The organism is Bradyrhizobium vignae, assembly GCF_900324035.1.
GTDB lineage: Bacteria > Pseudomonadota > Alphaproteobacteria > Rhizobiales > Xanthobacteraceae > Bradyrhizobium > Bradyrhizobium vignae.
In genome coordinates this window covers 5,657,306-5,669,587 of sequence record NZ_LS398110.1, presented here as the reverse complement: position 1 = coordinate 5,669,587, position 12,282 = coordinate 5,657,306, and the positions used below count along the sequence as shown (strand labels likewise).

Here is a 12,282-nt window from a genome sequence, read left to right as displayed (position 1 = left end):
CAGGGGAGGCGCCTCTGACCGTCGGACATCGGCTCTAGCCTGCTCCCAAGGGGCCAACCCTTTGTCCTTGCGTAGAGGCCCGCCTGGCATGGCAGCGGGCAGGGCCTGTTCCGCTGCCAAAGGATCGCCGGCATGGTCGCCACAGCCTGAGATCGGGCCCTGCCATCCCGTCGAGGCGTTCGGGAAATGGCGCCGGCACTGTCTTCAAAATGATCCCTCACGCGGGGGCTTCCGATTTACCGGTCCAGCTGGATAATGAGCTGCTCCGGTAGCCCATCAAGGAGCCCTTCATGTCTGCCTTCCCCCGCCGCCCGCTCAGCTATGCCGCGGTAAACACAGATCCCAACCCGCCCGAGCGGCCGCGCAGCCGGGTCGAGATCGCGGAAGAACGCCTTGCGGCTACTCGCCGTCAGCTCGCCGTTGGCAAGCGCCGCCTGCGCGACGCTTCGGTGCGGGAGCAGGGCATTCGCGATGGCGAAGTGGGGCGGGCGATGTGGCATCTGGCCAGCCAGGGCCAGTTGGCGGATGCGGTGATTGAGCTGATCCGCGCCGAACTGCGCGGCCATCTGACCCCGGCGCAGGCCGCTGCCTTCCGCGGCACCGTCTTCGAGCCGTAGCGCGCCTGGCAAGTCGCTTGACCAGACGCCCTTCAGCCAACGTCGTGGTGTACGTTCGCTTGCATGCTAGTCCCGCTCCCTGAGGGGGTCCTTCGGGTTGAGGGCCCCGCGCTTCCTGCCCCCATTTCCGCGGACGTCAAGGCCATCGCCGAGGGCGCAAGGCGGAGCCTGCTGCCGCGCCAATCGTCAGCGCTATCGGCCTGACGGCGTCTTCCTGATCATTGTGAGCGCCAACAAGCGCAGCTATCCGACGCCACGTCGTGTTGCCGATTGCGGTGTCGTTGACGGGATCTTCATCGTGGCCGCGCAGTTCATGGCGCGGATCATTTGGCGCTCTTGATGATGTCGCACGTGGATGCTACACACAGCTCGATGTCGCCCGAATTTGTCTGATCTTTCAGTGGTTTGCGGTGGAGCGTTGGCTGGCTGAGTACCCTCCCGCCCCAGCCAGCACTCAAGCTGCTGAGTTCGTTATGTAGGTAGCTCCGTTCCAGCCCAATCTTTGGGGTGCGTTTGGAAACGGAGATGGTTATGGCGCTGCGGGTGGTCCCGATCTCCATGGCTTTCATCTCAGCATATGCCGTGCAGACTTTTCGGTGCAGCTTCGCTACGTGCCATCGTAGAATAGGATGTTGCAGCGAGCAAAACGGACAAGTACTCGAATGATGAGCTTTTCCGTTCGGCAATTGCTTCGCTTCACCAACAGCGCGCTCGGGTAGGTCCACCGGTCCGGGCCTTGCAACGAGAAGAAAGCTGAACCTGCCGAGAAGAATCAAACATGGGCAATCTCGGCGAGAAGTATTGAACCCGTCGACGATTCGGTTATTGCCAATGTATCGCCAGCGGCATTCAGTCCGACGTTGGTACAGCTCGGACCCGCGCAGGATTTGATGCGGCCAATGCATTCGCCATTGCCCTGCATGACAAAGACATGACCGAGCGAGGCGTGGGCTACGAAGAGACGACCATTGGAGTCCATCGTCAACCCGTCAGGGCCGCTAGTTCCGAAGAAAGAGCTGAACCGCCCGACTTTTGCGACTCCTCCATCATTCGTCAGTGGAACGCGCCAGATGCTATTGTCGCGTGTCATCGCGACGAAAAGAACCGCTTCTTCGCGATCGAGCACGAGACCGTTGGGGCTTGGTCCATTTGCGATCAGGCAGTCCAGCCGACCATCCGGACGCAGGCGATAGACGCGGCCCGTCGGATCATGCAACCCCGTCTGCCCCTGATCGGTGAAGTAGACGTCGCCGTTGGAAGCGATGTGAAGATCGTTGCATCCCCTGAACGATTCCGAATTGCGATGCCGCAGCAGGGGTCGGATCGCGCCCGCTTGCGCATCGACCTCCATCAAGCCGTTCATGTAATCGGCGACCAGCATGCGGCCATCAGGGGCAATCTTCAGCCCGTTGGGCCAGCCGTCATACTCAAGGAAGAGGGACCAGGTTCCCTCGGGCGAAATCCGGAAGATGCGTCCGAACGGGATGTCGACGACGTAGAGATTGCCGCAGCCATCGAACGCCGGCCCCTCGATGAAGCAGTCGACGGGTGCGCCGCCCTTGTTGGCATCCGCCCAGGCGGAGCGCACGCCGCGGCGACGGAATTCATCCGGCATGGCCGAGAATAGCCGCGTCGGGACGAGCTTCGGTGGCTGCTCCAGATACATCATGGCGCGACATCCAGATGGCGGCGCTGCTGGCCCTCATATTCGTAGCCAAATAGCTTGGGCATCGGACCCTTGTTGCGGTCCTTGCGGCCGGTCTGCTCCCAGGCATGGGACAGAATACCGACGGCGCGCGACAGGCAGAAGATGCCCCGGGCCAGCGGCGCGGCGAATCCGAGCTCGCCATAGATCACCGCGGTGGCGCCATCGATGTTCATCGGAATGAGCCTGCCCTTGCGTTGCTGCAGCACGCCTTCGATGGCACGCGCCGTCTTGGCATACTGCCCGTCGACGCTGCCGGCTGCGACCGCTGCATCCACCAGTGCCAGAAGCGGCGCCGCGCGCGGATCGACTGGATGAAAGCGATGGCCGAAGCCGGGCAGGTATTTGCTGCGCGTCGCGATGAAGTCATCGATGGCGGCTGCCGCGGCTGCGTCGATATCCTGTCCGCGGCTGCGGCGAAGCACGTCGTCATAGAGTTCGATGGCCTGCTCACCGGCGCCGCCATGCACGTCATCGAGGGTGTTGATCGCTGATGCCATCGCGCCGTTCAGCGGCAACCCGCAGCTCACCGCCATCTGCGCGATCGCGATCGAGGGCGCATGCGGTCCATGGTCGACAGATGCGACGAGCGCGGCCTGCAGCAGCTTTTCCTGCTGCGGCGTCGGCAGCTCGCCGCGCAACATCAGCCAGATCATCGCCGGAAACGAGATGCGGCCGATCAATTCCTCGATTGGATAGCCTCGAAAAGCGATGCGCCCGGGGGCAATGTCGCAGATCGAGGTCCGCCACCAATGCGCGGCGGCCTGCTCCAGTGTCGATGCGTCGGTCATCGTCGATCCTTTATTTCACTGTCCTGCCGGCCTGGTCGGCGAGGGGGTGCGGGACACGTTAGGCGCTTCTTTTCGGGACGGTGTCCGCCGTCGACGGGAGGCCGATGGCCCCGTTCAACACGAGGCGCTCGGTGTCCTCCTGCGAATAGCCGAGGCGTGCCATCCAGAGCACGGTATCGGCGCCGAGCGCGGGCGGCGCAGGCGGCGAGGGAAACTCGTCTTCCAGGCGAAAGCCCGGCCGCGTCACGCGCAACGCCTCGCCATCGCCGCGTGCGGCCGGCAGCGTTTCGATGAAACGGCGTCCAACAACCTGCGCTTCGGCGAGGACGTCGGCGACCTTGAGCACGCATCCGGCCGGCACGCCGGCCGCATTGAACTCTGCCTCCCACTCCTCGGCGGGCCGTGCCGAAAGCGCGCGGTTCAACTCTTCGCTGAGCGCGCTCCGGTTGGTCTTGCGTGCCTGACGGTCGGCAAAGCGAGGATCGGATTTCAGTTCCGGCCGCCCGATCAGGTTGCAGAGGGTCTCATATTGCTTCTGCTCGTTGGCGGCGATGTTGAGCGGCCCGGTCGCGGTTCTGAAAGTGCCAGAAGGTGCCGCGGTGAAGTTCTCATTGCCCATCGGCAGCGGATCGATGCCGGCATTGAGATGGTTCGAGACCACCCATCCCATCGCCGCGATCGTGGCTTCCAGCAGCGAGACATCGATGAATCGGCCGCGGCCGGTCTGGCGCTGCTCGACCAGCGCCGCGGCGATGGCGAAAGCCGCAGTCAGACCCGCGATAGTATCCGAGATCGGAAAGCCGGTGCGCAGCGGCGCGGAGCGCGCATCCCCGGTTACGCTCATCGCGCCCGACAGGCCCTGCACGATCTGGTCATAAGCGGGACGTCCGGCCCAGGGGCCGGTCTGCCCAAAGCCGGAAATCGCGCAATAGATCAGGCGCGAATTGTGCTTTGCGAGCGTCTCGAATCCGAGCCCGAGCCGCTCCATCACCTTGGGCCGGAAATTCTCCAGCACGACATCGGCAGTGGCGACGAGGCGCAGGAAAACCTCCTTGCCATCCTTCGATTTCAGATCGATCGCCACCGACTGCTTGCCGGCATTGACGGCGACGAACGACAGCCCCTGGAGGCGCTCCGACATTCTGGGGTCGGCGCCGAGCCGGCGCGCAAGATCGCCGCCCTTGGGATTCTCGATCTTGATCACCTCGGCGCCGAGCCGGGCGAGGTGATAACCGCAGAACGGGCCGGCCAGCACGTTTGAAAGGTCGAGGACACGAACGCCGGAAAGCGGCAGGGACATTTGATCAACTCCGGAAGATAGGGCGAGCCGCGGCGCGGCGTCACTTCAATTGCCGTGCCGCCCGCTCGACGAACTTGTTTGTGAAGGTCTTGGTGAGGTCGATCTTCGCGGCAGCGATCTTCGGATCGTAGTCGCTGAGGACAGCGAGCGGCACTTTCGCGGACTCCGGGTCCATCAGTCCGGTCTGCGAGAATAGATCCTTCGACGCCTTGAGGATCTCCATGCTGATCTCGGTATTGTCGGTCTTGTACCCGGCGGGGATCGCCTCGACCAATTGTTCAGTCGGCACCGAATTGATCCAACGATGGGTTTTCAGCAAGGCGTTGACGAGCCGTTGCACTGTCTCCGGATTTTTGTCGATGAAGGATTGCTGCAGGTAAAGGCAGGCGGTCGGATAGGTACCACCGAACGCCTGCTTCGAACCCTCGTGGGTGCGGGCGTCGAACAGCGGCACGGCGGCCTTCTTGCGCGCGAGCATCGTGGCGATGGGGTCGAAGTAGACCAGCGCGTCGATGTTCTTCGCCTCGAGCGCAACCATACCCGGCGCGCCGCTGCCGACCGCGATGATGTTGACGTCGCGCGGGCCGAGCCCGGCTTTCTTGATGTAGTAGCGCGCCATGGTGTCGGTCGATGAGCCCGGTGCCGTGATGCCGAGTTTCAGCCCCTTCAGGTCGGCGCCTGTCTTGACCTTGTCGGCGAGGTCGCTGCGTACCCCGATCAACACGCCCGGAGTGTCGTTGAGCAGGAACACGCAGGAGATCTCCTTGCCCTGCGCCTGCATCTGGATGGTATGGTCGTAGAAGCCGACGGTGCCATCGACCGAGCCGCCGATCAGTGCCTGCAGCGCCTTCGAGCCGCCGGCCTGAAAGTTCTCGACGGTGACGTCGACCCCCTCCTGCCTGAAGTTGCCGAGCTTCACGCCGAGCTCCAGCGGCATGTAGTTGAGGATCTGGGAGCCGACCGCGATCTTCAGCTTGGTCTTCTCGGGCTCCGCAGCATGAGCGGATGCGATCGCGAGACCGGCGAAGGCGATTCCGAACATCAGTCGTGTCAGGACGCGCATGGTGATTTCTCCAGGGAAGCTGTTGTGCAAATCAGGATTCGTGAGCGGGGGACGGGCGCCAGACCAGCAGGCGGCGTTCGACCCGGTCGACCATGGCGTCGAGCGCCACGACGAAGACCGAGAGCACGACGATCCCTGCGAACACGCCGGTGGCGTCGAGCACGCCTTCGGCCTGTGCAATCAGGTGCCCTAGGCCCGCGGATGAACCGAGATATTCGGCGACCACCGCGCCCATTACGGCCATGCCGACCGAAACGCGGAGGCTGGACAGGATCCAGGTCGTGGCCGACGGCAAATAGACGTGACGAAGCAGCGAGGACTTCGACGCCCGCAGCAGGCGGGCGTTGGCAAGGACAATCGGGTTGACTTCGCGCACCCCCTGGAAGGTGTTGAAGAAGGCGACGAACAGCACCAGCGTGACGCCGAGCGCGACCTTCGAGGTCAAGCCGAGGCCGAACCAGATCACGAAGATGGGCCCGAGCAGGATGCGCGGGATCGCATTGAACATCTTGATGAAGGGTTGCACGACGTCGGCGGCAAACGGGCTAAGGCCGAGCCAGATGCCGAGCGCGGTCCCGATCCCAATGCCGACCGCAAAGGACAGCACGGTCTCCAGCAACGTGATGCCGACATCAGTCCAAAAATCCGGCGTCGAGATCCACTCCTTGATTCGTGCGATCAGGGCCGAGGGTGCCGGGAAGAAGAATGAATCGATCAGGCCAGCCCGCACGCCGAGCTCCCAGGCGAGCAGCAACGCGAGCACGATCGCGACCTGGGTGAGAACGATCTTACTTTTGCGTTGCATAGCTCTTCTCCACTTCGGCGCCGAGCAGCGACCATATCTCGCGGTAGAGGGCGACGAATTCGTCGGTGGTCTGCAGCGCGGAGACGTCGCGCGGCCGGGGCAGGGTGATCCTGACGTCGCCGACCATGCGGCTCGCAGGCCCCGCCGACATCACAACGACTCGATCGGCGAGCGTGATCGCCTCGTCGAGATCGTGGGTGATGAAGATCAGCGAGCGGCGGTCGGCCTGCCAGAGATCGAGCAGGATGCGGTGCATCAGCCGTCTTGTATGGACGTCGAGCGCCGAGAACGGTTCGTCCATCAGTACGATCCGCGGCTCCATGATCAGCGTCTGAGCCATCGCAACGCGCTTGCGCTGACCACCGGAGAGCTGATGCGGATAGCGTTCCTCGAATCCCCTTAGCCCAACCTTGGCAAGCCACGGCCGCGCGCGCTCGCGCGCCTCCTCGACCGACCTGCCCTGAAACACGAGCCCGAGGCCGACATTGTCCTGCGCAGTCTTCCAGGGCAGCAATCCTTCCTGTTGCAGCATGTAGCCGGATTGATCGTTCAGCCCGGCGAGCGGCTTGCCGAAGATACGAACGTCGCCGGCGGCAGGCTTCAGCAGCCCGGTGACGGTGTTGAGAATGGTGGACTTGCCGCAACCGGTCGGCCCGACCACCGCGACGAACTCGGTCTCGCCGACCGTTAGGTCCATGCTTTTGACGGCGGTGAACTCGCCGAAGCGGATCATCACGTCACGCAAATCAACGGCTGTTGCATGCCCTTCCATTGTTTCACTCCGTAGAACTAATTCTGTTATGTGAAACTTTCAAATCATGCCGAGGGCGAGGAGTCAAGACTGTTCTGTCCTAGAGAACCGATCCAATTCGCCGTTTGTTGCGCTTGGCCGCAATTTGTGAATACTGGTTCTGTACAGTAGAACAGGATGGCAGATGACCAAGACTGGTGTGGATGCCGTGGCGCGCGCGCTCGCCATTCTCAAGACGTTCGGGCCTGAGCGTCGGGAAATGACTCTGACCGAGCTCGCGACTGCGACCGATCTCTACAAGAGCACCGTGCTGCGGCTCGCAGCGACTCTGGAAGAGGGCGGTTTCCTGACGCGCGGCGATGATCGACTGTACCGACCGGGGCCGGAGCTCTGGCGCCTAGGCTCGCTATATCGCCAGAGCCTGGATCTCGGTGATCTCGTTCGGCCGACGTTGCGCCGGCTGGTCGAGGCCACTGGAGAAACGGCGTCGTTCTATATTCGTGACGGCAACGAGCGCATCTGCCTTTACCGCGTAAACTCGCCGCGCGCCGTCAGGCATCATCTCGACGAGGGGCAACGACTGCCGCTCGATCGTGGCGCAGCCGGGCATGTGCTCACGGCCTACGGCGATGGCATAGCGGCGAGCCGGAAGAAGGTGCTGGCGCAGGGCTATTACGTCTCGCTCGGCGAGCGCGATCCGGAGGTCGCGGCCGCCGCGGTGCCACTCATTGACGGCCAGGGCAAATTGCGCGGTGCGCTGTCGGTTTCAGCCATCCGGACCCGCTTCGACGCGCAGGCGCAGAAGACCGCACTGAGCGCGCTCAAGTTGGAGGCGCAGACGCTCGCCGAGCTATTGCCCGCAAGCGAAGGGTAACCGCCGTGTCTGCTATTCCCCCGCATCCCTTACCCGGAACTGTTCCTACTGCGAGAGCTGGTCTCATCTGGAAACGACTGCCAACCTATTGAAACTGCTAGAGCGGATTTCCGGCATTTTTTCCAAACGCGCACTGCAATCGTTGAATAATCAAACTGATTTTGATTGCCCGTGCAGGAGATGTACGCGATGGTTGTTCATGATGGTCTCCGGCATCTGTTGCGTTGTTTTTCATGAGGTTGCCAGTGCGAGCTCGGCACGCTGCGCCGGGGCGGCTTCGTCCCGCTGCGGCTCGATCCTGAACCAGGCGACATAAAGCGCCGGCAGGTAAACCAGCGTAAGCAGGGTCGCCACCACGAGGCCGCCCATCACGGCATAGGCCATCGGGCCCCAGAACACCGTCGGCGCGATCGGGATCATGCCGAGGATGGCCGCGGCCGCCGTGAGCAGGATTGGCCGCAGGCGGTGTTCCGTGGCGCTGATGACGGCGGACCAGGGATGCTCGCCGTCGGCGATATGCTGGTCGATCTGTGAAATCAGGATCACCGAATTGCGGATCACCATGCCGATCAGCGAAATGATGCCGAGGATCGCCACGAAACCCAGCGGCGCCCGCGAGATCAGCAATGCGCCGGCCACTCCAATCAACGCCAGCGGTGCGGTGAGGAACACCAGCACGAGGCGCTGGATGCTCATCAGTTGCACCATCAGGATGGTTGCCATCAGGAACAGCATCAGCGGCACAGCGACGGCAATGCTCGCCCGTGCCTTCGCGCTGTCCTCGATCACGCCGCCGAGCGCCACCTTGTAGCCGGCGGGCAACCGGGTGCGGAATTGCTCGATTGCCGGCGCAAGCTGGCTGGCGACGGCGGCGGCCTCGATGCCCGGCGCGACCTCGGCCTGCACGGTGACGGTCGGCAACCGCTGGCGCCGCCAGATCAGGGGCGGTTCGAGCTGATAGGAGAGGGTCGCGATCTGCTCCAGCGGAACATGGCGTCCGCCCGGCGCGCCGATCATGAGATTGCGTAACGTTTCGAGCTTGGCGCGTTCCTCAGGCACGGCGCGGGCGACGATGTCGATCAGGTAGACGCTGTCGCGCAACTGCGTGATCCGCGTTCCCGAGAGCACCGCATTGATGTTGTTCGACAGTTGCTGCGAGCTGATGCCGAGCGCCCGCGCGCGGTCCTGGTCGACATCGACCTTGATGACCTTGGCATTCTCGTTCCAGTCGTAGTTGATGTTGCGCGTGTTCGGGTTCTTGCCGAGCACCTGCGCAAAAGACTGCGCCAGCTCCCGCGTCTTGTCCGGATCCGGACCGCTGACGCGAAACTTCAGCGGCCAGCCCACGGGCGGGCCGAGTTCGAGCGGGGTCACGCGCGCCATCAGCGCGTCGAAGTCGGTCGCGAACGCCTTTTCGAGGCGTGCCACGACGTTGCCCCGTACCTTCGCTCCCTTGGTCACCACGACCGCCTGCGCGAAATGATCGTTGGCCAACTGCTGGTCGAGCGGCAGATAGAAGCGGATCGCGCCCTGACCGACGTAAAAGCTCCAGCGCTCGACGTCGGGATCGGCCTTGAGCAGATCTTCAACCCGGGCCGCAACCTTCTGGGTCGCCTCCAGCGAGGCGCCATGCGGCAAGGTCAGGTCGACCAGCAGTTCGGCACGGTCCGACTTCGGGAAGAATTGCTGCGGAACGAACCGCATGGCGCCGACCGAGCATACGAAGAGAATAGCCGCCGCACCCAGCACGACCCACTTGTGGCGCAGCGCGAGGTCGAGCGCGGCGCGGAACTGCTGCGAGAACCACGATGCGCCGTGCTGGCCGTGTCCGGCGAGCTTGTCCGGCAGGATGGCGACACCCGTCAATGGCGTGAACAGCACCGCCACCAGCCAGGAGACGAGCAGCGCGATGCCGACGACGGCGAACAGCGAGAAGCAATATTCACCGGCGCCGCTTTGCGCGAAGCCGACCGGCACGAAGCCGACGATCGTCACCAGCGTTCCCGTCAGCATCGGGAAGGCCGTGGACGTATAGGTGAAGGTGGCGGCCTTTATCTTGTCGTGGCCTTCCTCCATCTTGGTGATCATCATCTCGACCGCGATCATGGCGTCGTCGACGAGCAGGCCGAGCGCGATGATCAACGCGCCGAGCGAAATCCGCTGCAGCGAGATTCCGGCGAACTTCATCGCAACGAAGGTGATGGCAAGCACCAGCGGGATCGCGATCGCGACCACGATACCCGGCCGCCAGCCGAGCGCGAGGAAGCTCACCGCAAGCACGATCGCGATCGCTTCCATCAGACTCTCGGTGAACTCGCCGACCGCCTCATGCACAATCGCCGGTTGGTCGGCGACCAGATGCAGGTCGACGCCGACAGGCAGGTCGCGCGCAAGCTCCGCGGCGCGCTCCTTGACGTTATGCCCCAGCGCCAGCACGTCGCCTCCCGCGGCCATCGAGATGGCGAGCCCGATCGCGGGCTGGCCGTCGAAGCGGAACATGGGTTGCGCGGGCTCGGCATAGTCGCGCCGGACTGTGGCGATGTCGGTCAGGCGGAAAAACCGATCTTGGAAGCGGAAATTGATCTCCTTGAGGGCCTCCTCAGAGGTGAAGCTGCCGGAGACGCGCACGGCGATCCGCTCCGGCCCCGCATCAACCGTGCCGCTTGGCACCAACGCGTTCTGGGTCTGCAGGGCCTGCACCAGCGAATTTGAATCGAGCCCGAGCGCCGCGATCTGCTGGGTGGAGAATTCCAGATAGATCTTCTCGTCCTGCACGCCGACGAGCTCGACCTTGGCGACGTCGCGCACCCGCAGGAGGTCCGCGCGCAACCGATTGGCGATATCGTGCAACTCGCGATGGCTGAATCCGTCCGAGGTCAGCGCGAAGATCAGCGCATAAGTGTCTCCGAACTCGTCGTTGAAGAATGGACCTGCGATGCCGGAGGGAAGGGTAGCCCTGATGTCGTCGATCTTCTTGCGAACCTGGTACCAAAGCGGCTGCACGGCCTGGCCGCTCACCGTGTCCTTCAGATTGACGAACACCACGGATTCGCCGGGCTTGGTGTAGCTGCGGACGAAGTCGAGGTTGGGGACTTCCTCAAGCTTCTTTTCGATCCGGTCGGTGACCTGCTCCAGCGTCTCGGTTGTGGTGGCGCCCGGCCATAGCGTCTTCACCACCATGGTCTTGATCGTGAAGGGAGGGTCTTCCTCGCGCCCGAGCTTGCCATAAGCCCACAGACCGGCGACCGCGGCGACGAACATCAGGTAAATGACGAAGCTCTTGTGGCGCAGTGCCCAGTCGGAAAGATTGAAGCCCTCCATCACGCGTCTCCCCCAGCAAGACGAACCTTCTGGCCATCGCGAAGGCGGTTGACGCCGGCAGTCACGACGATGTCACCCTTGTTCAGCCCGTCCTTGAGAATGACCCGGTCGGTCTCATAGCGCTCGACGCTCACCGTCTTGAGCTGCACCGATTGACCCACGGGATCGACGATCCACACCGCCGGCGTCCCATTCTTGTCGAACAGCGCGCTGCCTGGCAGCACGACGACCGGCGTGGTCGAGGCCTTGATCCGGCCGACCACACTGCCGCCGAAGCGCATCTGCTCCGGCGCGTCTGCAAGCGTCACCTTGACCTGATAGGTGCGCGTGGCGGGATCGGCAATCGGAGAAACCTCGCGCACCACACCTTCGGCCGTCACTGCGGCGTTGCTCAGCAGCAGAACCACGACCCGGCTGGGCTCGCGCCGTTCGCTGCCGAGCCGAAAGGCGGCTTCGGCCACTGCGAAGACCGCATCCTTGTCGTTGGGCCGCGCCACGCGCACGATCATGTGTCCACTGTTCACGACCTGGCCGGCTTCGGCGCCAACGGCGGTGACGACGCCGTCAAATTCGGCGTGCAGTTCGGTATAGGCGAGCTGGTCCCGGGCCATCTCGACGGAGGTCAGCGCCTGATCCCTCCTGGCCTCGGCGGAACGGAAGTTCTTCAGCGCCGAATCGTACAGTGCGCGCGTGGTGGTGCCGGTGGTAAGGAGCTGCCGTTGCCGCTCCTCCGTGCTCTGTGCCTCCACCAGGACCGCTTCGGCCGCCGCGAGGTCCGCCTCCGCCGACTTTAGCTTGTTGCGGTAATCCTGTTCTTCGAGCCGCGCCAGGACATCACCCTTTCTGACGGCCGCGCCGACATCGACGCTGCGCGCCACCATCTTGCCGGCCACGCGGAAGCCGAGCTCGCTCTCATAACGCGGCTTGATTTCGCCGACGGACCGGCGGTCGTCATCGAGCGGCTTGGGATCGATCACGACGGTGCGAACGGCCCTTACTTCCGGCGCGTTTGGCGCGGTATCGTTGCATGCCGCGAGCGGCAGCATGCAGGCAAG

The 12,282-nt window shown here is 63.6% G+C and carries 10 protein-coding genes; 2 read left to right on the top strand and 8 right to left on the bottom strand.

The annotated features are described in order from the left end of the window. Positions 1-290 precede the first annotated feature (290 nt). Complete coding sequence (locus BRAD3257_RS27470; RefSeq protein ID WP_122404486.1) at positions 291-617, top strand: hypothetical protein; 327 nt, start codon at positions 291-293, stop codon at positions 615-617. 772 nt (positions 618-1,389) lie between these two features. On the opposite strand, the gene BRAD3257_RS27460 is transcribed toward BRAD3257_RS27470, so the two are convergent. The 6 genes from BRAD3257_RS27460 to BRAD3257_RS27435 are packed head-to-tail and all read right to left on the bottom strand — an operon-like array spanning position 1,390 to position 7,053. Beyond that, positions 1,390-2,286, bottom strand: coding sequence for an SMP-30/gluconolactonase/LRE family protein (locus tag BRAD3257_RS27460; RefSeq protein ID WP_174221594.1), 897 nt, complete (start codon positions 2,284-2,286; stop codon positions 1,390-1,392). After that, positions 2,283-3,113, bottom strand: coding sequence for a citryl-CoA lyase (locus tag BRAD3257_RS27455; protein ID WP_122404483.1), 831 nt, complete (start codon positions 3,111-3,113; stop codon positions 2,283-2,285). Before BRAD3257_RS27455 ends, BRAD3257_RS27460 begins: the two co-directional genes overlap by 4 nt. A 58-nt stretch (positions 3,114-3,171) precedes the next feature. Next, the gene (locus BRAD3257_RS27450; RefSeq protein WP_122404482.1) at positions 3,172-4,413 is read right to left on the bottom strand and encodes a CaiB/BaiF CoA transferase family protein; all 1,242 of its coding nucleotides are present in this window, start codon (positions 4,411-4,413) and stop codon (positions 3,172-3,174) included. A gap of 40 nt (positions 4,414-4,453) precedes the next feature. Continuing rightward, on the bottom strand, positions 4,454-5,476 hold the full coding sequence (locus BRAD3257_RS27445; protein ID WP_122404481.1) for an ABC transporter substrate-binding protein: 1,023 nt from the start codon (positions 5,474-5,476) through the stop codon (positions 4,454-4,456). Between the two features lie 31 nt (positions 5,477-5,507). After that, entirely contained in the window at positions 5,508-6,281 is a 774-nt protein-coding gene (locus BRAD3257_RS27440) for an ABC transporter permease (protein WP_122404480.1), read from the bottom strand. Then, a complete protein-coding gene (locus BRAD3257_RS27435; RefSeq protein WP_122404479.1) occupies positions 6,265-7,053 on the bottom strand; it encodes an ABC transporter ATP-binding protein in 789 nt (262 codons plus the stop codon). Before BRAD3257_RS27435 ends, BRAD3257_RS27440 begins: the two co-directional genes overlap by 17 nt. Before the next feature lie 163 nt (positions 7,054-7,216). Here BRAD3257_RS27435 and BRAD3257_RS27430 point away from each other — a divergent pair, with 163 nt between their 5' ends. After that, positions 7,217-7,906, top strand: coding sequence for an IclR family transcriptional regulator (locus BRAD3257_RS27430; RefSeq protein ID WP_122404478.1), 690 nt, complete (start codon positions 7,217-7,219; stop codon positions 7,904-7,906). A gap of 231 nt (positions 7,907-8,137) precedes the next feature. On the opposite strand, the gene BRAD3257_RS27425 is transcribed toward BRAD3257_RS27430, so the two are convergent. Beyond that, positions 8,138-11,227 carry an efflux RND transporter permease subunit gene (locus BRAD3257_RS27425; RefSeq protein WP_122404477.1) on the bottom strand — a complete coding sequence of 1,030 codons (3,090 nt, stop codon included), beginning with the start codon at positions 11,225-11,227 and terminating at the stop codon, positions 8,138-8,140. Beyond that, positions 11,227-12,273, bottom strand: a complete 1,047-nt coding sequence (locus BRAD3257_RS27420) for an efflux RND transporter periplasmic adaptor subunit (protein ID WP_244607699.1) — start codon at positions 12,271-12,273, stop codon at positions 11,227-11,229. The genes BRAD3257_RS27425 and BRAD3257_RS27420 overlap by 1 nt, the downstream gene beginning before the upstream one ends. Positions 12,274-12,282: the final 9 nt, after the last annotated feature.